This window comes from Butyrivibrio sp. AE2015 (assembly GCF_000420825.1).
GTDB lineage: Bacteria > Bacillota > Clostridia > Lachnospirales > Lachnospiraceae > Butyrivibrio.
In genome coordinates this window covers 1-22492 of record NZ_ATVR01000028.1, presented here as the reverse complement: position 1 = coordinate 22492, position 22492 = coordinate 1, and the positions used below count along the sequence as shown (strand labels likewise).

Annotated in this window: 19 protein-coding genes; 6 read left to right on the top strand and 13 right to left on the bottom strand. The window is 40.4% G+C overall.

Features of this window, described 5'->3' with window-relative positions; genetic code table 11:
- Positions 1–6: 6 nt before the first annotated feature.
- Together G585_RS0112420 and leuS are read right to left on the bottom strand one after the other, a co-directional pair.
- Positions 7–1392, bottom strand: a complete 1386-nt coding sequence (locus G585_RS0112420) for a diguanylate cyclase domain-containing protein (protein ID WP_022775396.1) — start codon at positions 1390–1392, stop codon at positions 7–9.
- 203 nt (positions 1393–1595) lie between these two features.
- Entirely contained in the window at positions 1596–4025 is a 2430-nt protein-coding gene (leuS, locus tag G585_RS0112415) for a leucine--tRNA ligase (RefSeq protein WP_022775395.1), read from the bottom strand.
- A 237-nt stretch (positions 4026–4262) separates the two neighbouring features.
- Here leuS and G585_RS0112410 point away from each other — a divergent pair, with 237 nt between their 5' ends.
- On the top strand, positions 4263–4562 hold the full coding sequence (locus tag G585_RS0112410) for a hypothetical protein (RefSeq protein ID WP_022775393.1): 300 nt from the start codon (positions 4263–4265) through the stop codon (positions 4560–4562).
- Between the two features lie 68 nt (positions 4563–4630).
- Here the strand turns inward: G585_RS0112410 and G585_RS0112405 are convergent, their stop codons facing one another.
- Positions 4631–4837, bottom strand: a complete 207-nt coding sequence (locus G585_RS0112405) for a hypothetical protein (protein ID WP_022775392.1) — start codon at positions 4835–4837, stop codon at positions 4631–4633.
- Between the two features lie 156 nt (positions 4838–4993).
- Positions 4994–5629 (bottom strand): endonuclease III domain-containing protein, encoded by a 636-nt coding sequence (locus G585_RS0112400; protein ID WP_022775390.1) that lies wholly within the window; start codon positions 5627–5629, stop codon positions 4994–4996.
- Between the two features lie 142 nt (positions 5630–5771).
- On the opposite strand from G585_RS0112400, the gene G585_RS0112395 reads away from it, so the two are divergent.
- The gene (locus tag G585_RS0112395) at positions 5772–8912 is read left to right on the top strand and encodes a toll/interleukin-1 receptor domain-containing protein (protein WP_022775389.1); all 3141 of its coding nucleotides are present in this window, start codon (positions 5772–5774) and stop codon (positions 8910–8912) included.
- A 155-nt stretch (positions 8913–9067) separates the two neighbouring features.
- Positions 9068–10045 carry a bile acid:sodium symporter family protein gene (locus tag G585_RS18055; RefSeq protein WP_022775387.1) on the top strand — a complete coding sequence of 326 codons (978 nt, stop codon included), beginning with the start codon at positions 9068–9070 and terminating at the stop codon, positions 10043–10045.
- A 55-nt stretch (positions 10046–10100) separates the two neighbouring features.
- Here the strand turns inward: G585_RS18055 and G585_RS0112385 are convergent, their stop codons facing one another.
- The 7 genes from G585_RS0112385 to G585_RS0112355 form a co-directional block, all read right to left on the bottom strand.
- Positions 10101–10757 carry a hypothetical protein gene (locus G585_RS0112385; protein WP_022775386.1) on the bottom strand — a complete coding sequence of 219 codons (657 nt, stop codon included), beginning with the start codon at positions 10755–10757 and terminating at the stop codon, positions 10101–10103.
- A gap of 8 nt (positions 10758–10765) precedes the next feature.
- Positions 10766–11389, bottom strand: a complete 624-nt coding sequence (locus G585_RS0112380) for a hypothetical protein (protein ID WP_022775384.1) — start codon at positions 11387–11389, stop codon at positions 10766–10768.
- Between the two features lie 24 nt (positions 11390–11413).
- The gene (locus G585_RS0112375) at positions 11414–12220 is read right to left on the bottom strand and encodes a DUF1295 domain-containing protein (RefSeq protein ID WP_022775383.1); all 807 of its coding nucleotides are present in this window, start codon (positions 12218–12220) and stop codon (positions 11414–11416) included.
- A gap of 37 nt (positions 12221–12257) precedes the next feature.
- Complete coding sequence (locus G585_RS0112370) at positions 12258–13106, bottom strand: SDR family oxidoreductase (protein ID WP_022775382.1); 849 nt, start codon at positions 13104–13106, stop codon at positions 12258–12260.
- A gap of 24 nt (positions 13107–13130) precedes the next feature.
- Positions 13131–14060 carry a hypothetical protein gene (locus tag G585_RS0112365; protein ID WP_022775380.1) on the bottom strand — a complete coding sequence of 310 codons (930 nt, stop codon included), beginning with the start codon at positions 14058–14060 and terminating at the stop codon, positions 13131–13133.
- 123 nt (positions 14061–14183) lie between these two features.
- Positions 14184–14738, bottom strand: a complete 555-nt coding sequence (locus tag G585_RS19050; protein WP_022775379.1) for a TetR/AcrR family transcriptional regulator — start codon at positions 14736–14738, stop codon at positions 14184–14186.
- A gap of 206 nt (positions 14739–14944) precedes the next feature.
- A complete protein-coding gene (locus tag G585_RS0112355; RefSeq protein WP_022775377.1) occupies positions 14945–15499 on the bottom strand; it encodes a DUF3990 domain-containing protein in 555 nt (184 codons plus the stop codon).
- A gap of 75 nt (positions 15500–15574) precedes the next feature.
- On the opposite strand from G585_RS0112355, the gene G585_RS0112350 reads away from it, so the two are divergent.
- Entirely contained in the window at positions 15575–17137 is a 1563-nt protein-coding gene (locus G585_RS0112350; RefSeq protein ID WP_022775376.1) for a glycoside hydrolase family 43 protein, read from the top strand.
- Positions 17138–17211: 74 nt separating this feature from the next.
- On the opposite strand, the gene G585_RS18045 is transcribed toward G585_RS0112350, so the two are convergent.
- Positions 17212–17976 carry a PHP domain-containing protein gene (locus tag G585_RS18045; protein WP_022775373.1) on the bottom strand — a complete coding sequence of 255 codons (765 nt, stop codon included), beginning with the start codon at positions 17974–17976 and terminating at the stop codon, positions 17212–17214.
- 87 nt (positions 17977–18063) lie between these two features.
- Here G585_RS18045 and G585_RS0112340 point away from each other — a divergent pair, with 87 nt between their 5' ends.
- Positions 18064–18846 carry a formate/nitrite transporter family protein gene (locus tag G585_RS0112340; RefSeq protein ID WP_022775371.1) on the top strand — a complete coding sequence of 261 codons (783 nt, stop codon included), beginning with the start codon at positions 18064–18066 and terminating at the stop codon, positions 18844–18846.
- Between the two features lie 1194 nt (positions 18847–20040).
- Here G585_RS0112340 and G585_RS0112325 read toward each other — a convergent pair.
- On the bottom strand, positions 20041–20814 hold the full coding sequence (locus G585_RS0112325; protein ID WP_022775365.1) for an SDR family oxidoreductase: 774 nt from the start codon (positions 20812–20814) through the stop codon (positions 20041–20043).
- Between the two features lie 184 nt (positions 20815–20998).
- Between G585_RS0112325 and G585_RS0112320 the strand changes: the two genes are divergently transcribed.
- Complete coding sequence (locus tag G585_RS0112320) at positions 20999–22156, top strand: hypothetical protein (protein WP_022775364.1); 1158 nt, start codon at positions 20999–21001, stop codon at positions 22154–22156.
- Positions 22157–22492 lie beyond the last annotated feature (336 nt).

The following is a 22492-nucleotide window of genomic DNA, read 5'->3' as shown; positions in this document are numbered from 1 at the left end:
CTTTTATTATCTGAAGTCTCTGGCAGTAACTCTTCCTTTTTCCTGTCCTGTGAGCCTTTTAGCCTTTAAAAGCCTCTTGTTATAATACATTGCATCATCAGCTTTTTTCACTACGTCTTCAAACTTAGTGCCATCTTCAGGACAACGCGCATATCCGGCACTTATGGATGCATTTAGCTTTATCTCTCCTATTGTCACTTCTCTTCCTACATTTTCGCGCATTCTGGCAATAACGCCCTCAAAGAACTTCCTGTCATGGGTGCCATGAATAACCACTACAAATTCATCTCCACCGATCCTGAAAGCCCTGTCTTTTTCACGAATGCTGTTCTGAAGCCTCTTGGCAACAATATTTAGAAGTGCATCGCCTGTTTCGTGGCCATAGGTATCATTTACCTGTTTAAAATCGTTAAGGTCAATATAGATAAGGCCATAGGGAAGTTTTTTCTTAGAAAGTTCTTCCATATGTTCCTGGTAACTTCTTGGATTGTAAAGATTTGTCAGCGCATCTCTGTAAGACATTACTTCAAGCTCTTTGGCATTGGCCTGAAGTGATGTGTAAGCTGCAACAAGCATCGCCAGAAGAATACTTATCGTAACAACTATTATCAGGACACCTGCGATCTCATAAAGCTCCATCCAGTTGCCCATGGGAGCAATAGAAAGTGTCCAGTAACTTCCTCCTACAGTGCTTATCATGGCTTCCACAGGCGCTGCAAGCGCTCTTTCAGAGTACTCCATGATGATCTGTGTCTTACCTGTTACAACATCAGTACCTGTAAGCTTATATTCATAGTTTTCTTCTGCCAGACCTTTAGTATTTACTTCCGACAGGAAATTGGAAAGATTTATAGTAACTGAAGCAAACCCCCAAAAGTTATCAGTGGTTTTTTCATCGCCTAAATAGATTGGTCTTCTGATGATAATACCGTAATTGCCATCAGAAAGATTAACCGGAGTCATTATGATACCCACTCCGGTATTCCTACTATTATCCGCATGAACCTTATTCTGAGAATCCTCAAACAGATCTATTCTTTCAGAAACGCCGCTATTCATAGGATACAAATAGCTGACAATACCATTTGGCGCCAGGGTTATATCAACAACATCTATATTATCATCAAACAGAGCTTCACCTGTCTTTTGGAATTCTTCCTGGGTTATTTCTCCGTTACTGCTTCTGACCTGAATTTCCAGAATACGTGTGATGTACTCCCTGTTTCTAATTTCAGCATGGATTCTATTTGCGATAGATTCCGCAATAAAAGTAGCCCTTTCTCGCCTAATCCTTGAAGTATTAGTCAAAAAGGCCATTGCCAACAATGTTGTTATTATTAGTGAGATTGCAAAAGTGATAAGTCCTAATCTGATGCTACGTTTTTTGGACATTCATACCTCCAAATAAGAGCCGTTCACAAAATCCCGTGCCATTTTTACCTATACATAGTAATTATATCATACTTTTTGAATCAAAAAACTTTTGGGCACTTACCTTAACCGAATAGATTTTTTATCATATATGCTCAAAAAAAGAATCAGCCTGCAGATTATAATCTGCCAGCTGATTCTTTAATTCACAGTATCTAATTAAATTATTTAACAACGATATTTACGATACGACCGGGAACATAGATCTCTTTTACAATGTTCTTGCCTTCAAGCTTGTCTGCGATAAGCTCTTTGCCCTTGGCAATTACTTCATCCTTAGGATCTTCCTTACCAATTGCAAGAGTTGCCTTAACCTTACCATTGATCTGAACAGCAATCTCTACTGTATCTTCTACGCACTTAGCCTCGTCATAGGTTGGCCATGCTTCATAAGCAATTGTGTCGTCATGACCAAGGATCTGCCACATTTCCTCACCGATATGTGGGCAAATGCATGAAAGCATCTTAATAAAGTTCTCAGCGTACTCTCTTGGGCAGCTTCCCTCTTTGTAAACAGCATTAACAAAGATCATCATCTGAGCAATGGCTGTATTAAACGCCAGTGCCTCAAAGTCACTTGTTACTTTCTTTACAGTCTGATGATAAACTTTTTCAAGATTACCATTGTTTTCCTCTGTGATATTGCTCTCTTCTGTGAAGAATGAATATACTCGGTTAAGGAACTTTCTTGCACCTGTTACGTTGTTTGAATTCCAAGGCTTTGACACTTCCAAAGGTCCCATGAACATTTCATAGAGTCTCAAAGTATCTGCACCATATTCCTCAACGATATCACTTGGATTAACAACAAATTCAGGGAAACGCTTACCCATCTTGATGCCGTTTTCACCAAGGATCATTCCCTGATGTACAAGCTTCTTAAATGGCTCTTTTACAGGAGAAAGACCTTTGCTGTATAAGAAGCGGTTCCAAATACGTGAATATAACAAATGTCCAACTGCGTGCTCAGGTCCACCCACATAAAGATCAACAGGCATCCAGTGCTTAAGAAGTTCCTGATTAGCAAACTCATTGTCATTGTCAGGGTCGATATATCTCATGTAGTACCATGAAGATCCGGCTGAACCAGGCATTGTTGAAGTCTCTCTTGTGCCCTTAAGTCCGTTCTTATCGTAATGTTTCCACTCAGTTGCATTCTCAAGAGGTGCCTGACCGCCATGTCCCTTATAGTCCTCAAGTTCAGGAAGTACTACAGGAAGTTCGCTGTCATCAAGGAACTGAATGCTTCCGTCTTCCTTGTAAACACATGGAACCGGCTCGCCCCAATAACGCTGTCTTGCAAAGATCCACTCACGGAAGTGGTAGTTAACCTTTTCTCTGGCAACGCCCATATCAACAAGCTTCTTGGTAATAGCTTTTTTAGCATCTTCAACTGTCATTCCATTGAACTCTTCAGAATTCATAAGAATGCAGCCCTTGCCAAGGTATTCTGTCTTTTCAAAAGCATGCTTTGTAACGTCTACAGTACCTTCTGTATTGTTAATAACCTGAATAAGTGGAAGTCCATGAACTTCTGCATATTCAAAGTCTCTCTGATCATGAGTAGGAACAGCCATAACTGCACCTGTACCATAGCTTGCAAGTACGAAATCACCGATAAACAGTGGTACTTCTTTGCCATTTACAGGATTGATAGCATATATTCCCTTAAGAGGACAGCCTGACTTAGTCTTGTTAAGATCTGTACGATCAAGATCGTTCTTCTTGAGAGTTTCATCGATATATGCCTGAACCTCTTCAGGATTCTCAACACGATCCATAAGTCCCTTAACAATATCTCCGTCCGGAGCAAGTACCATGAATGTAATACCATAAATGGTCTCGATACATGTTGTGAAGATAGAGAACTCTCCACCACCTACGATCTTAAAATCAACTTCTACACCGGTAGACTTACCGATCCAGTTACGCTGGATTTCTTTTGTTGATTCAGGCCAGTCGATCTCGTTAAGGCCATCAAGAAGTTCCTCTGCAAAAGCCTGCTGATCGATAACCCACTGTTTCATCATCTTCTTAACTACAGGGTATCCACCACGCTCAGACTTACCGTCGATAACTTCATCATTTGAAAGAACTGTTCCAAGCTCTTCGCACCAGTTAACCGGCATATCAATGTGCTTGGCATATCCGGCTTCATATAACTTTTTGAATATCCACTGTGTCCACTTATAAAACTTAGGATCACTTGTTGCGATCATCTTGGACCAGTCATAATCGAAACCAAGCTCTTTAAGCTGCTTGGAGAATGTCTGTATATTTTTCTCTGTAAAACCAGCAGGATGATTACCTGTTGTTACAGCATACTGCTCTGCAGGAAGTCCAAAAGAATCATATCCCATCGGATGCAAAACATTATATCCCTGCATACGCTTCATACGGGACATAATATCAGTTGCAGTATACCCTTCCGGATGACCTGCATGTAGGCCTACTCCTGATGGATATGGAAACATATCCAATGCATAATATTTTGGCTTGGAAAAATCCCACACGTCTGTCTTAAATGTTTCGTGTTCTTCCCAATACTTCTGCCACTTAGGTTCAACTGCGTGATGGTTATATACTTCTGACATGAACTTTCTACTCCTTCTACTTTTTTCATATGGATACGTAACTATGCTCAATTAATTACCACGAATCATGCATAGATACTAAAAAATTTTACCACAAGTTGGTCTTATGTCAAACGGAGAATACGCTTGTCTGTTATTGTCAATTTTGCGTGAAAGTATTATCATTATCATATAGACAACAAGGGACTTACATGAAAGAATATAACCCATTACCGGAAAGAACGAGGTGATAAAAATATGTATATAGCAATGCAATGTGCTGACAGTAACGGCACTCTGAACACCGAGATATGTACTTTCTACGGAATAAGATATGACACCAGATACAGATCTGCTGTTATTTCAACAGAACACCAAAATCACGACTATGTCGTTCCCATGGATCCAAAGGATTATGAGAGCGCAGCAAATCAGGTCATGGAGGCCATGAAATCACATGCCGTCATGATCAAAATAGAAAAAGGGATTGTCTGCCGCGGAAGAAAAGGTGAATCCAGACACGTAAATCCACAGACTCTTACAATAGTTCCAATCTGATACCTTTGTTTTTTATAATATACAAAAATGCTTGCGTTTTTTGCGCAAGCATTCTTAATATCTACATATCATTTTCCCATCGACGCTATAAGCGCATCTATTTCTGCCTGGCTTAACATCTTTCCAGTATCCGCAGCAGCCGGAGCTGCAGCCGGTGCACCCGCCGCCGGTACACTTGCTGGAGAAAAGCCTCCTCCACCACCTGCCTGCGATGATTTACCCATTATGCTCGCAAGTAATTCCTGCTGTTCAGCACTAAGTCCATTTGCATCCATAAATTATCTCTCCAGGTTACCTTTTCTCTGTCAGTCTATGATCTACAGTTTCTTTGCCTAATGCACATATTTCCATCTTTAAGGTTATTGTATATAGTATAAAAATATTCGTCAAATAACCTTTTTATAAACATCTCTTAAACTACTGATAAAAAATCATACCTTCTTACCTGTTTTACATATGTCTTTCAGGCAGCACTCTGCGCACTTCGGGCGCCTTGCTACGCACACTGCTCTCCCATGAGTAACAAATCTGTGGCAAAGAGAATTGCCTTCCTCGGGAGGAATGATCTTCCAGAGCTCTTTTTCCACCTTTGCAGGTTCTTTTATATCATCTACAAGTCCAATAAGATTGCAGAGCCTTATGCAATGGGTATCTGTAACAATTGCCGGTTTTCCGAACACATCTCCCATTATAAGATTGGCACTTTTCCTGCCAACTCCCGGAAGTGCCAAAAGCTCTTCCATATTGTCCGGCACATTTCCGCCATATTTCTCATATATCACCTTCATGCAGGCTGATATGTCCCTTGCCTTGGAATTGCCAAGTCCGCAGGGACGCACAATCTCTTCGATCTCTGAAACTTCAGCTTTTGCAAGAGCCTCCACTGTTGGAAACTTTTCATATAATATTGGCGTTATCATATCCACTCTTGCATCTGTGCACTGAGCCGCCAGTCTTACGCTTACAAGAAGCTGCCACGCCTTGTCATAAGCAAGAGTGCAGACCGCATCAGGATATTCTTTTTTTAATCTCTCAATTACCTCTAGGGCAAGTTTTTTCTTAGTCATATTTTTTACCTGTGCCATATTCTGACGAAAATAATTTATGAAATAAAGATTGAATGCTATCTATTCTTTAATATATCCCGCCCGTGTGGTATCCTAATGCAGTTGGTGCTTTTTAATGAGGTGCCAGCGGGGGAGGAAAAGTATGATTAATTATTATAACGCGTTCATATCCTATAAGCACGCAGATCTTGACAATAAGGTTGCTGCTGAAATTGTTAAGGGACTTGAGCACTACCACATTCCCGGCAAGATCAGGAAACAGACCGGGGTAAAAAAGATTGACCGTATCTTCAGGGACAAGGACGAACTTCCTATCACCAATGATCTAAACGATACTATTGCTGAGGCCTTAAAAAATGCCGATTATCTCATAGTTATCTGTTCCACAAATACCAAGAAATCCACCTGGGTTGAAAAAGAAATAGAGACTTTCCTGCAAAATCACACCATGGGACAGGTTCTTACTGTTCTTGCTGATGGAGAGCCCTATGACGTAATACCAAAAATTCTTTTAACCTCTAAAAAAGAAATTCAGGATGAAAACGGAGAAACTCACACTATTGAAGTTCCGCTTGAGCCGCTTTCCTGCGACTTCAGGCTTCCTGTAAAAAGAGCCAGAGCTGAAGAGCTTCCTCGTTTGGCTGCTGCCCTTATTGGCTGCTCCTATGACGAACTTATGAACAGGCACCGTCAGTACAAGATGCGAAAACTCACTGCCATCTTTGCAGGCGCTATGGCCCTCATGATCGGATTTACAGGATATATGCTCTACAGCAATTCCCTTATCCACAAAAACTACATTGAGTCCCTTCGCAACAAGTCAAAATATCTTGCGAACGAGTCGCTAAAGCTCCTTGAAAACGAGAACCGTATCGAGGCAATGCAGCTTGCTCTTGAGGCTCTTCCAAAGGATGAAAAGGACGAGACGCCTGTAACTCCTGAAGCACTGAAAGCCATAACTCAGTCATCCCTTTCTTATGTATCACTTGCAGGATCAAACATTGACGCAGCCTGGAATTACCAGATGTCAAACCAGGTAAGGGAATATAAGGTTTCAAACGATGGTTCAAAACTGGCAGCTGAGGATCAGGGCAACAATGTCACTGTTTGGGATACTACGACTCATCAGGTTCTTTTAAACTGCAATGTTAATCAATTCGATGGATTATTCTTTTTTGATGATAACACTTTGATCGTCTCAAGCTGGGATTTCATCGATGCCTATGATCTTAAGACCGGCGAAAGGAAATGGCGAAATGAGGACCTGAGCACAGTAACCGAGGATATATTCAACTACACTGACACAACTTTCCTTGTTCCGGATTCCCATGGCAGAATATCAGAAGTATCTGTAAAAGACGGCTCAGTTGTTAATACCATTGATTTCAATGTTATCGAAGAGAAATACAGCATGGATTCCTGTGACGAATTTGTGTTATCACCTGATAAAAAGAGGATTGCTTTTTGCCTTGGCCAGGGAACAAGTGAAGAGCATACATATCTCCATAAAAGTTACTCTCTTATGGAATACGATATTCAAACAGGTGAGCTTTTATCTTATCCTTTGGAAGATCAAAAAATTCACTATATTGCTTATTTAAACGACAAATTGTACACCGCATGTACTAATGGCACTCTGGATGGCAGTGGAAAAATGTATGATAACATATACATAACTGATGACCATACAGGTATTTACTGCTTTAATTCAGGGGAACTTACTCTTAACTGGCAATATGATTTTGTTTCTACAAACTACGCGATAAACTGCGGTTTCAAGGTCTTAAATGACACCAAAATGGCCTTCTATGCAGGAAACATGGTCCGTGCCTGGGATAATGAAACCGGTGAACTTCAGCTTGAAGATAATGTAAACGAGCCTATCATATCAGTAAATGAAACAGGAAAAGAACTCTCTCCTATGTACATTACCAAAAGCGGTTCCATGGCAACACATACCACCATGAGCGAAACTTCGTCAGGTCTTACGCTGACATCACGTTTTACTGATGATCTCACCGACGCTATTATAAAAAAAGGTATCTATACCCATCAGGCCTACTCACATACAATAGTCTTCTATGGCGTTGGAATTTCAGATGAAGACTGGACCAAATTTGACAACTGCCCTGTATATGAAAACACATTCAGCTGCTACAACCTGGATGAAAAAGTCCTTTCAATTGCTGTATCCGACGGTGCCGATGGCTCAGATATCTTACTTTTTGATTCAGACCAAAAGACCTACAAGGACTCTATTCATGTAAGTGACAGCTGCAGATACTCAAAGGTAAAACTGCTTGGAACCTGCGAAGGAAAATTTTACTATGCCTTCACCGAATATGATGATAAATATAATTCCATACTATACCTTGCTTCTTTTGACCTTGTGACCAAAGAGCAGACAAAAGAAAAACTCAACGATAGCTACGGACCTTCCAATGCACAAATGGTTTTAAGTGATAACAACCTGGTTTATTACAATAACATCGATTACTATAATTCGGTAGTTGTATTAAACGATCTGAAATCCGGCGAAAAGACAGAAGTAAACCTTGATGACCTTGAGGTTCAATATTGTAAAACAATTAAGTATTTTTCCAAGGCAAATTTAGCATATATCAGCTGTGGTTCCTCCGATATGCCAAGCTATAAAATAATAGATTTTAACAACAATACCTCTTTTGACATAGCTGTCCCTTCAGGTTGGGAAGCGCCAACAGATATAGCAGTTGATGACACAGGAAAAAGAGTTGCCATAACAAATGGTGAAGTTATCTTGCTTAAGGATATCGAAGGTGAACTCATCCAGGAAATTTCCTGCAACAACGCTTCTCCGATGGGGATGGCATTCCTTGATTTTGAGAATTTAGGAACCCTTCTGGTAGTTCCCTATTCAAACGGGTCCATGTTCAGATATAGCGGAGATGATGGCTCATTTATCGGTAAAAGTGACCTCTCGACCTATTACAACAACTACGGTGAGACAGCAACTTTCGAAATTGACAAAGAGAATAATCTTCTTTATGTACTCGAAAGCAATATCCTCAACATCTTTGAACTTGAAAACTGGGTTGAAGTTGCTTACATAGAGCACTGCTATGGTCATCACAAGGGTACAGATACCTTTCTGACCTGGGCTTACAGTTCAAGCTCAAGTGAATTAGAGGTTGGCTATTTCAAGCACTACACTACTCAGGATCTGATTGCCAAAACAAAAGACTACCTTCAAGGAACAGAGATGTCTGAAGCAGAAAGATCCATGTATGGATTAGATGGCTAATTATTGCACAAGAAAGCATCTGGCAAAAAACATGCTTTCTTGTGCATTTTTATTGATTAAAAATAATCATTCTTGTATTTTTATGCACTCTTGGTAGACATTTTCGTTTACAGTTGTATAATTATGTATAAAATTGCATATTAAGGAGAAGAACAATGAAAAAAGTAAGTAGTTTTGTTGGGAAGTACATGGCAATCATTGTACTGGTAGTAGCTGCGCTGGCTCTTTTTGTACCCGCAACATGTCTATGGATCCAGACATCATGGGTAAACTACCTTCTTATGGTAGTAATGTTCGGAATGGGTCTTACTCTTAAGCCGGAAGATTTTATTCTTGTTTTCAAAAAACCTAAAGATATCCTTCTTGGATGTGTGGCTCAGTTCACCATTATGCCACTTATAGCTTTCGCTCTCGGAAAGGCATTTGGCCTTGAAGCAGGTCTTTTGGCTGGTGTTATCCTTGTTGGAACATGTCCTGGAGGCACATCCAGTAACGTTATCACATATCTTAGTAAAGGCGATGTTGCTTTGTCAGTTGGGATGACAAGCGTTAACACACTCCTTGCTCCATTTTTAACACCTGCAATCACATACCTTCTTCTTAGAACTTCTGTAACTGTAGATGTTTTGGGAATGTTCGTTTCTATCATCAAAGTAGTTATCGTACCAATCGGTCTTGGATTTGTTATCAACAGATTCTTTGGAAAGTTCACGGCCAAGGCAGCTGACGTTCTTCCACTTGTCTCTGTTGCAGCTATCACACTTATCGTAGCAGCAGTTGTATCACACAACTCAGCAAGAATCCTCGAGACAGGTGCTGTTGTATTCGTAGTAGTTATCCTTCACAACCTTTTAGGATATGCATGCGGATACCTTCTCGGAAAGCTTTTAAAGCTTCCTGTATCCAAGAAAAAAGCTCTTTCTATTGAGATTGGTATGCAGAACTCAGGACTTGCAACATCTCTTGCAGGAACAGCTTTCCCAGACCTTGCAATGGCAACAGTCCCAGGCGCTATCTTCTCAGTATGGCACAATATTTCAGGTGCAATCCTTGCAAATATCTACCAGAAGCTTGTAGATGATTCCAAAAAAAATGACACTGAGGAAGAACCCATTTTAGAAAAGGCTCAGTGATTCTAAATTGAACTTTATTAAAAATGCTTACGCCATCGGCGTAAGCATTTTTTAGTTACACTCCAAACAGAACCTGGTAAAAGAGCTTTTTCGTCTTCTCTTTTCCTATGGCCTTGATAAATACGTTGGTGGAAGGACCACCGTTTTCAATAAGGTCATTTACGTAGTTCAGAGTCTTTTGCTTTTTTAGTGCAACATCACTTACTTCAACATGAGGCAGACTCAAATATGTCTCCAGATACTCTTTTGCAAGCACATTAAATGTTGAAGACAGATTCTTTTTTCCCTTAAATGACATACAACCTGAAAGCTTGATGTCATCATACCAATGCTTTCCCGGATCTCTGTAAGGAAGATAGTCATACTTTGATACTAATGCTTCAAGTCTGTCCAGATTGTCTAATGTATCAGTGTCAACCACAGTATCAAAAAGCTCTGTAATCAAAATATCATTCCCCATGACCTTTATCCTGTCATAGGATAAAAGAGGCAGATCAGCCTCAGCTGGCGTAAATATTATGGTATCCATTTTCATGAGACCAAATAAGCCTTTAGCCGTCATTACAGATATATGCCCAAGATTTTTAGCTTCATAAGCCTTTATATCAAAGCGCATGCCATTGATTTTTAATCCATCATACTCTGAAGTATTTACAGGTTCCAACTCATAATGAGTCTTTATAATCTTAATCAGTTCATCCAGACAAGTCATAACCAGCCTCACTTTCCAAGTACAAGGTCAGCAATTCCGGCCTTATTCATGACTATCACGCCATAGAATAGAAGTCCCTGTCCAACAATGTTAATCATCTGGGCAATCCAGTTCATGTAGCTCTGAGTAAAATCTTTGGATGAAAGATATCCCATTGCAAGTGAGCAGAGAAAAGATATAACAAAAACCGCTATGAGAAATGGCTTTTTAAGCTTTACTGCAATTATGCACAAAGCAATATATATCATAGCAAGTCCAATGCACATGCAGCTTACAAATATTGCTGTGCCTGTAAACACAGGTGGTGCAACGGATAGCGCAGCGTTTTTGCCCTGTCTATGGAGAAGCATTGCAAGTATGCCTATTCCTGCCAAAAGAAATCCAATGGACTGCATCGGAAAGAATATATCATTCAAAGGCTTGAAATCACAGATTCCTGCGGCATAAAGAAGCTTATAGAGTGCTTTGGCAACTCCTGCACAGATTATATCAATTGTGCCCACAGCAAAAAGTGCGAAGGCGCCTTTGCTCATTTTGTTATACAGATTCCTTTGTAACATTATTGCTGCAACGGCAAAAAATATAACCGGTATAAAATCTATGATCCCCATTGTGATCGAATAATTTTTCATATGTAACCCCCAAGATGTCACTTATCAACTCGTTTTTTTATTCAGATGGTAAATAGGAACAAAAGGAAGAATGATCGGTGTCTTATCCGCATAATGATTATATGCAGCGTCATTGCCATAGCGTGCCATCTGGCGCTTTTCAAGGCGCTGAGCCCCGTTGAACATGATATAAACGATGCAGACATATGCTATTATGGCCATAAGCCACTGTCCAAGTCCCTGATAAGTTGTGATTCCTGCAACAAATACCCCTGTCCAGAAAATAATCTCCCCAAGATAATTCGGACATCTGACTATTTTGTAAAGTCCTTTGGTTGCGACCATATCAGGCCTTTCCTTTTTCTGCTCTGATTTCTGTTTATCTGCAAGTGACTCGAGTCCAAGACCAAAGACAGATATCAGCATGCCAATTACAGGAACGATCACATCCTTTGATCCATTTGCATATCTAAAGAGCATTGGGCTCACCTGTGCTGTATAAAGAATAGCAACGAATACCCAGATTGAAACGCTTACAAACACAGGTATTCTCTTGTCATTTCCTGTTGCTTCCTTTAACGTCTTACGATATGCCGCATTTTTTATCTCCCTTATCAAAAGAAATCCGGACAAACGTGCGCCATAGGCAAGAAACAAAGCAGCCTGTAAAATAGCAAGAACAACAACTCCTTCTGACCAGCCATACTTCAAAGACATAATTAAAATAGTTATACCGCCACCGGCAATTGCAAATCCATATCCAATAGACAGAAAGTACACATATTTATAAAAGCCCACTGCACTTAGTACAGCGCAGACAAGGCAGATTATAAGTAATGAATTCCAATACATAAATTATTCCTCCAAGTGAAAATACCTGCCACTTTTATCAGACGGCAAAGTTGTCTTTTATATATTTAGCAAAGCTCATATCTCCATATTTGGTTGAACCCACCATATCCTGAGATAAAGTAAATTTTGAGAAGCGGATGATTGCTTCTTTTCCATTCTTTTTGAGCTTATTCACAAATGCAAGTACATCAAAGAGCCAAGTCGGAGCCTTCTTTATTACCGGTTCTTTTCCTGCTGCCTTAAAGCACATTGTTGCAATTTCTTCATATGTGTAAGTCTCTTTTCCGCCTACATCATAAATCTTGTTGTCATCAAGCATGTGCTTTACGATGAAATCAGCAAAATCTTCAGTTGAAATAACGTTGCAGCTGACAGGTGTATTTCCAAGAAGGGTAACGGCGCCCTTCTCGACCATTGGTCTGAATACTTTTACAATGTCGTAAAAATAGCCTGTTGGCCTGTGAATAACATATGAGAGGCCGCTTTCTTTCAGCTTCTGCTCGAAAAGATATTTTGCGTGTACCATAGGTACTTTTTCAGGAGCCTGATCTGCTCTTATTACTGAAATATAGGTAAAATGCTTAACTCCAGCCTTTTTTGCCTCATTTAAGATGTTGAGATTTCCCTGATAGTCGATATCATAGTTGGAAATTGTGGCGGATCCCTTGGTGAGGCCCACAGTTGTAATGACTACGTCTGCGCCATCGCATGTGCCCACAAGTGTTTCAGGTTTTGTTACATCTACCTTGGTAAAAGAATATTTGCCATTAAGCTCAATATCTCTCTGCATCATGTCAAGAGCAACAACTTCATGTCCTTCCCTCAACAGAGCTTTAAATATATCTGCGCCCAAATTACCATAAGCGCCCGCTAGTACAACCTTCATTTTTTATCTCCTCCATGTCATGAATTATTTTTTCTTCTTTTCCTGAGCACGCTTGTCATTGATTATCTTCATGTGCTCCTCAGTTACAAGTTCAACGTTATTCTCTCTTGCCCACTCAACACAGCCCTTAAGAGCAGCAGGTAAAAAGACTCTTGGAACACCCAATAGGCACTTAAGTGCATCATCAGTAAACTTTATCTTGTCATCAGCTCTTTCTGCAGCATAACGAACAGAAGCAAGTGACGCTTCGCGAACCTGCAAAAGCTCTGCTCTCATTCTTCTCTTTCTGTGGAACCAGAAGTTCTTTGAATCCCTGTAACCGTAATCTACAGGAAGTGGCGGAAAATCTCTTGCTGTCACGCCGTTTATTATGGCATCGCGATATTTCTTTTTCATAAGGATCTTGTCGATTCTTAAGATAAAGTGCGCACCAAATTTACTGGTTATTCCGTTGAAATCGTGATATGGGCCTTCATAGCCTTCAAGCTGGCCTGGGGCATCGTTTGAAGCTCCATCAAGGTCTCTCATCCAAGTGCACTCGATTACTTCTATTGCGTCTGTCATGACCATTGGGCGCAGATCCTCTGGATTTTCCTCCTGAATAAGGCTCTTTTCCAATTTAAAATTACACTTTGGCATCTTCTCAGATGGCTTATCGCCAGGCCATGAAAGTTTCACTGCCTCATGAAAGTTTTTGGGATTGTCATCGATAAAGTTGATCGCACATTTTCCTGTGCGCAGGATATTCTGTGCTGTGTTAGATGAATTACGACAATTAAGAAGCATTGCGTAATAATCCTTACCAGCGACATAATATGGCTGGATCAGGGAATAGGGTCCCAGATTAGTTGATCCGTCTTCGCACAAAGTGCTGATAAGAACGGTAGGCATCGGAAAAAACAGTGATGTCTGATAAAAATTGTCTACGATTCGCAAGTTTTCAAAGCTACTCATTTCATACCCTCCGCTTTTGTAATATATAGCTAAAAAAGACGCTCCCCATTTTGCGCCTTTTCAAGTCTCACTTTTAATTTATATCCGCTGCAAAAGCGGACTTCTAATATCCATTTCAATATTTCATATCTTTAATAGAATTCCAAAAATATCTGCCTGCTTTTCAAAAGCAACATCGCCCAATGTCCAGAAAAGAAGCGATTCAGCGATGTGCGCTGCCAAAAAATCCGGATCATCATAGCCTTTATCAATGCACACCGGTAGTATTATTCCCCCCAGAACTCCTCGTAGCTGCGCGTGTCTTTCTGTAAAGACTGCAGAATAAACAGATGCTGCGTCCTTATCTTTAAAAAGAAAATTGTACTTTTCAATAAAGATCTTTAGCTGATCATGGACTCCCTTAAGAAAAGAAAGCTCATCAGAAGCATCCAGCTTTTTCATCTGCGTGGTGCAGCTCTTCCAGTCCTCCAACATGAATGAAGATATCAGCATATCTTTTGACGAGAAATAATTATACATAGTCCCAACGCCAATTCCGCAGGCTGCTGCAACAGAACGGATAGTCGTCTTTGAATAACCATTCTCAAAAAGCTGTTTTTTTGCTTCTTCTATGATTTGTTCCTTGATGTTTTCTATAATCTTGGGCATATCTATCTTTCCTGAAATCAAAATAACCATAGCTGTGCGCTGCTGTAGCTACAGCCTTCAATTTTTATGAACGTGTTCGTTTAAATGGTAACAATCTCTGATTTAAAAATCAATATTTTGCTGAAAATACGCTTATTTTCAGAGAAGTCTACAATTATCAGGTTCTGTTTTTGGTAGAAATTTAAAGAGAGGACATCTATTCCACCTAAGCATAAGTGGACTAGTGTCCTCTCTTATTATTCAAAACTCTCCATGGTTTTAGCAAATTCAGACATGTACTTTTCATTATCATCATCTGCCATTTTCCTGAACCCGGCTATCTTTTCATCCGTTAGTATCTCGTAGGATATGAATTTAAGCACCTTTGCCGCATTTTCACTCTTTAATACTATCTGCTCATAGCAGTTTCCTACCATGAGCAGCTTCATAGCCTCCTCATCAGACAAAAAGCCGCTGGTGATAACTCCGAGTGTATCGTGTATCGTATCATTAGCAATAGGCCCGATGATCAAATCATACTCACTAAGATAGTCTGCTTTCCCACGCCTGTTATTAAATATATACTCAAACCATTCTTTATTTCTTTCAAAATGTTTGATCTTCAGGTTGCTTTCATCAAGCTCATACTTATTTATGATGATATCAGCATCCTTTTTCTCAACCACCCAGCGGCATGCAAACCCATATTTATCAGAAGTATAAAAGCCCTGCCCAAAATCGGCGTTTTTCCTGCCATAATGAATATCCGGTTTCTCGATAACATTGTAACCTGCATGAAATAATATGATCATATTGCATTCCCCTTTTTGTCAGAAAAATGAACATTGCTGCCTCAATTGTCTCACTATTATGCTACAATATCTTTTATGAATACGCAAAATATAAACCCAATAACTAAACTTGATTACCCGGACCCTGATGTTATCTGTGTTGATGGCGTCTATTACATGGTCAGCACCACCATGTACTTTATGCCCGGCTGTGAAATCTTAAGTTCCTACGACCTTGTAAACTGGGAGCATGCTTCTTTTGTCTATGACAGACTAGATGGCACTCCTTCACAGAAACTTCAGGGAAAAGAAAATATCTACGGCCAGGGAATGTGGGCTGCAAGCCTCCGCTACAATAAAGGCTTATTCTACATTTGCTTTGTTGCCAACGACACCCATAAAACCTATATTTTCACTTCTGCTTCAATTGAAGGTCCTTGGGAGAAGTATACTCTCGAAGGTTTCTATCACGATAATTCCATTCTTTTCGACGATGATGGCAGGGTTTATATCGTGTACGGCAATAAGAATATCTTCATAAAGGAGCTCGCTATTTCAGGAGAAAAGCTTTCAGATTCTGATACGCACGATACTGAAAAGCTGATAATATCAGATGCCGATGACGCATATCTTGGCTATGAGGGTTCTCATTTTTACAAGATAAATGGAAAATACTATATTTTCCTGATCCACATTCCAAAATCCACAGGAAAACGCACCGAAAGCTGCTTTGTTTCAGATTCGCCATTTGGCCCCTACACCGGAAAGGACGTATGTGATGATGACAGAAACTACCGCTCTTCAGGCGTCGCTCAGGGAGGAATAATCAAAACTCCCGGCGGAAAATGGTACAGCATCCTCTTTCAGGATAGCGGTGCTGTAGGAAGGATTCCTGTTCTTATACCTGTGACATGGGATGGAGATTATCCGGTCTTTGGAGATAACGGCCACATCCCTGAGTCTTTTGACATTGAAGATTTGAAACCGGGCCACTGCTATAACCCGCTTGTTTCAAGCGATGACTTTAAGACTGATTATTCTCTTCAGGGAAATTCTTCATTTGGTTTTAAGCCATGCTGGCAATTTAACCATGAACCTGACTTATCACTCATAAAAAGAAATCTTACAGATGGAACAGTTACTATAACAACTGATAAGCTATCATCCAACCTGATGCAGGCTAAAAATACACTGACTCAGAGAACTCTTTTCCCGGGCTGTAGCAGCACGGTCATCGTCAATGGTTCAAATCTGAAAGATGGTGACTACGCCGGTCTTTGCGTTTTGGAAAGCTGTTATGGCTTCATAGCTATAACAAAGCGCCATGATTCATACTATCTTGTCATGGGCAAAAGAGATATCACCACAGGTGGTATTTTTGGCGAGCGCCACGATGACGAGCCATTTGATGAGATGGAATGTGTCAAAATTGATACTCCTATAGTGAGATTGCAGGCAGATGTGGAATTTGATAATGATACAGCTATCTTTGGCTACTATGAGAAAATGGATAACGCCACTCCAAAAAAACTCGGCATTACCCATAAACTGCAATTTAAGCTTGACCACTTCACCGGTGCCAGATTTGGCCTATTTATTTACAGCACCAAAACTATCGGTGGAAGTGCTTCATTTGCAGATTATAAGTATCTGACATAAAACCTTTACCTTTGTAAACTACAGATAAATCTGTAGTTTACAATGCTAAAAGGAAGATGTTATACACGTATTTCTCAATGGTAAATGACTTCAAGAGATGGTCCTTTATCCGGAGTTGTCAAAAGAGCATTAGTGTCAAGCGGCTTAAACTCTGATAACGGATTCAATGCATCAGCTTTATAGAGAGGTATGCCCTCTCCTGCCATAAACGCTTCAACATACTCTTCAATTGTCTTTATGTGACGGTTAAATCCCATTCCACCCATGTTCTTTAATCCAAAATTGTGAATATCAGAGCCCGCAGCCATTCTCATATTATTCTCCACTGCATACTGATACCCAAGAGCATTCTGGTAGTCCGGGTTTGATGCGTTGTAAACCTCAGCACCGTCACAGACATTTTTTGTAAGGTGTATAGCCTTCAGATAGTCTCTTTCTCTATAGGGATGCGCATGGATCATTATCGCCCCCGCTTCATGAACTGTCTCATAAACTTCATATCTGTCTTTTTCCATTATGTCAGGGTTTGCCAAAAGCCAGTTTTTATCTACTCCGTAAAGCAGGTATTCATCCCCTTCAAAGTTATACTCTATTCCAAAAAGTACAACGAACTCATCGCCTGCAGCTGCTCTTGCATGCTCATACCCCTTGCAGTACAATTCAACTCTTTTCTCCCACGGAAGATCTTTTGGAACAGCACTGTTTCCGTTAAAAAAGTGATCTGTCACAATGATGCCGCTGTAGCCAAGCTTTTTCATATAGTCAATATAATTTACTCCCGGCGTAGATGAACAGGCACTTCCTTCGATAGTGTGTAAATGTGTTTCAAAAATATACATGATTAATTCCCCAAAAAATATTTCCTTTTCAAAAATAACCCTTTAAGATTATAATATAGTTTCACGTTAATTTGGGAGGAAAAAGATATGAAATCACCGGCAGAAATTGCTACAAGATACGAAGCTGCAGGTTCAGCTAAAGCATCTGCACCCTTCGGAAAAACTCTTTTACTTGGAATAATGGCAGGAGCATTCATAGCACTTGGAGGCCTTGGAAGCCAGATAGCTTCCTGCTTTGCTTCTGATCCATCATCAGCAAGAATGATCAGCTCAGTGGTATTCCCTATAGGACTTTTTATGGTACTAATCGGCGGAGCTGAACTTTTTACAGGTAACTGTCTTATCACAATTCCTGTTCTTTCAGGTAAAGCCAAGCTTTCAGGCATGTTAAAAAACTGGGTAATTGTTTACTTCGGTAACATGATAGGAGGCTTCATCATAGCAGCTCTTGCTACTTTCAGCCACATCTACTCATTTGGCGATAACGCACTTGCTTTGTCAGTCGTAAATACCGCCATTACAAAATCAAACATAAGCTTTACAGATGGACTCCTCCGAGGAATACTCTGTAATGTTCTTGTATGTATGGCCGTATGGTGCTCCTTTGCAGCAGACGAACTTGCAGGAAAGGTATTTGCTCTTTGGCTTCCTGTAATGCTCTTTATCATCTGCGGATTTGAGCACTGCGTTGCCAACATGTACTTCATTCCAGCAGGACTTCTCACATCAGCCTTCTATGGTATCCCAGGCGATGGTCTTTCACTTGCAGGTTTCTTTATAACAAACCTCATTCCTGTAACTATCGGAAACATCATCGGTGGCGGCCTCTGCGTTGGCGCAGTATACTACGCTGCATACCTTAAAAAATGATCACAGAGAAGAAATAACACGAATATTGTAGATAATGGAGAGTAATCAGCTGAATGCAATTAGCATACATCTGATTACTCTTTCTTTGTATATGCGTAAGTAATTGGCTCCGTACGCCACCATTGACTGAACCTGAGGAAAACGCCTTGGTCTGCGAGCCGACGGTGAGGATGATGGGAACAGTAGATTTTCTCGCACCGTCGGATTCAGCATTGTAGCGTTTTCCTCAGAGCCCGTCAATGGCAAGCACCTTCGGTGTGGCTAGGTATAAGGGCCTCGGGCTCTGAATCCAGGAACAGTAGGGGCGGCTATTTTCAAGGATGTATGGCCGAAGCTTTCCAATGCAAGCGTGCTCACATTGGAAAGCTTTTGGGCATATATTGTTTTTTGAAGTCCACTCACTGCTTATAGATTTTCTCCTTTTCATCCCGTCATACGGATAATTCCAGCACCATTCTTTATTTTTATCCGTACAATATGGTTAATTTTTGCTCAATGATCTTTCATTTTACGGATAAGATTGCACGATGTTGCTGTCTTATCCGTATGCCACGCGGGAAATGAACCTTATACTGACCGATTTTACGGATAAGATGACACTTTATCAGCATTCTTATCCGTACCTCTGCCAGAAGTATCGGAATTTTTATAGACAAAAATGTCATTCCGGGCATATAGCTATTTTTTTGTAAGTTTGAAATCAGGCTTATATGCCCCAAACAGAATTTTCGTTTTCTTCGCACTCTTGTATTGGAAACTGCGGCCATAAAACCCTTCACATGCTTGAAAATAGCCACCACTACTGTTCCTGGATTCAGAGCCTGAGGCATTAGATTACAGCCACACCGCAGGTGCTTGCCATTGACTGGTTCTGATGGAAACGATAAAATGTAGCAACCGCCGGTGAGATAAAATCTACTGTTCCCATCATCCTCACCGTCGGCTCGCAGACAGAGGCGTTTCCAGCAGGTTCAGTCAATGGTGGCGTACGAATCCGCAATCTAAATTTTTTAGAATGTTAGAGAAGTCACTTACGCTTATACAAAGGAAGAGTATTCCGTTGAAAGCCAATTACATTCAACAGAATACTCTCCCTAATCTACAGTATAAGTCGTATCACATATATTTTGTGTTATTAAAGCAATCTTCTTACTTTACTGCATGGTACGTTTATAGATCAGTTCTTTGGGCGTATTACATGCTGGTGTAGCCGCCGTCAACTGGAAGGGCGATTCCTGAAACGTAGCTTGATGCTGGAGAAGCAAGGAAAACTGCTGCTGTATCAAGCTCACCTTCAACACCGTATCTCTCCATAGGAATAGCTGTCTTTGCATACTCCTTGAAGTAATCGGAATCAAGAGTTTCTTTTGTAAGAGGAGTGTAGAAATATCCTGGGCAGATGGAATTTACTGTGATTCCGTGCTTGCCCCATTCACCTGCAAGAGCTCTTGTGAGGTTAACTACACCACCTTTTGCTGCGTGGTATGGAGATGAAGGAGCAATCTTGTTTCCAACAAGTCCGTACATAGAAGCGATGTTGATGATCCTTCCGTATTTTGCAGGAATCATTGCCTTTTTAGCAACTGCTCTTGCAACTTTGAAAGTTCCAAAAAGATCAATGTTAAGCTCATTGCTGAACTGATCATCTGTGATATCCTCTGCAGGAGCGACAGCACCTGTTCCGGCGTTGTTGATAAGAATATCTATTTTTCCAAAATGAGCAAGAGCCTCATCTATAGCCTTATCAACCATATCAGTATCTGTAATGTCACATCTTATAGCGAGAGTGTCAACTCCGTATGTATCGTGGATTTCTTTTGCAACCTGATCGATCATCTCCTGACGTCTTGCGAGAGCGATGATTGAAGCGCCCTGGCTTGCAAGAGCTTTAGCCATCTGTACACCAAGTCCTGTTGAGCAGCCTGTCACAAGTGCAACTCTTCCTGTTAAATCAAACATATTATTCATAAATATCACATCCTTTCTAGTAAAATGTTTTGTATTTGTGAATTGGATTGTATACAATCTATCACATAATTAAATTGTATCCAATATATATTTTTAAATTGTTTTATTTTTTTTTAATTATTGTGGTACACAAAATGGTGTAGCATTATATATGAATTTAAATTTCATTTATGAGGAGGAATACATGAAAAAAAGATTCGTAACTTCTATCATGGCTATTTCTATGGCCATTTCTATGGCTGCATGTGGATCAGGTGCAGCAGAAGCACCAACAACCGAAACAAGTGAAGCAGTTGAAAATGTAGCAGAGGCAGCTTCTTCTGAGAGTACTAAAGAAACAGAAATCGCAAATCCATGGCGTGAGTGTACTGAAGATGAAGCATATGCTGTAGCTCCAAATCTCTTTTCTGCACCTGAAGGGGCAACAAATATAGTATGGCGAATGATGGAAGCTGAAAAAAAGGAGAATGAGTATACATGGCCTCTTGTAGAGCTTACCTTTGATCTTGATGGCAATTCTTTTGTTGCAAGAGAGCAGCTCATTGCTTCAGATGAGCCTACGGATATTTCAGGCCTGTATTATAACTGGACAGTGGAAGATAATATTACTCTTGCTAACTGGGGCGGTGGAAATATGACAGGAAAAGCTTACCGCTACATTGGCGAGGATAAATATGTTGATCTTATCACCTGGTTTGATATAGAAACAGTGGCAGATTATTCTCTTACTGTAGAGGCTGCTGACCTTGACGGATTTGATCTTCAGGCAGTAGCAGAGGCTATGTATGATGAGAGTAAGCAGGTTGGCGCCAATATGCCGGATGATGAATATGTTCCTACTGACATTACAGGATGTGATACTTTTACACAGATTGTAGATAAGCTTGAAAAAGGAGGCGGTTATGCTAATGCAACTATCGATGGGGTAGATGTTTTACTTGTGACAAAGTACACATTTAATAACAGCCCTGATGGTGGCGTATTCAATGCAGCTATCGATTCAGAAGTATATCGCTACAATGAAGCTGGTGTTCCAGAGTACCTTGGTCTTGTAGAAGCAGGCGGTACAGCTTATCCTCTTGCAATTTATGATGGAAAGCTTTACGCAGGTTCAAATCATTGGATCAAAAAGTACACCATTGCAAGCGGAAGTATTCTCTGCATTGACGAAGAAGCATATGTAGAATATGACGGAAACGGCAATGGTACATATTACCATCACTCAGATCTTCGAGAGCTTGATGGAGATGAAAATGCAGTAGTACCTGATGACTCAGCAATGAAAGCTATGTATGCTGATCTTGAAAAAGCTGAAGTTATTGAATACAGCGTTGTACAGTAAAGTATACTTTCTTGTGAGTGCCCAACTAATGCCGGTGTTACATATAACTTAGAATTAGTTTATCACCAGCGCAAACGAGGTACTCTATATACAGGAGAGTAGAAGTTGCACTAATGTTGTTGATTAGGGAGAGTATTCAGATGAATGCAATTAGCATACATCGGAGTACTCTCCCTTTGTATATGCGTAAGTACTTTGGTTACGTCCGCCACCATTGACTGAACCTGATGAAAACGCCATGCCAGTCCTGCCGACGGTGAGGATGATGGGAACAGTAGAGGTGGCCGGAAGTTTTTTAAGCGCTATATGCCCAAATCATCCTTTTCATCTAAACAT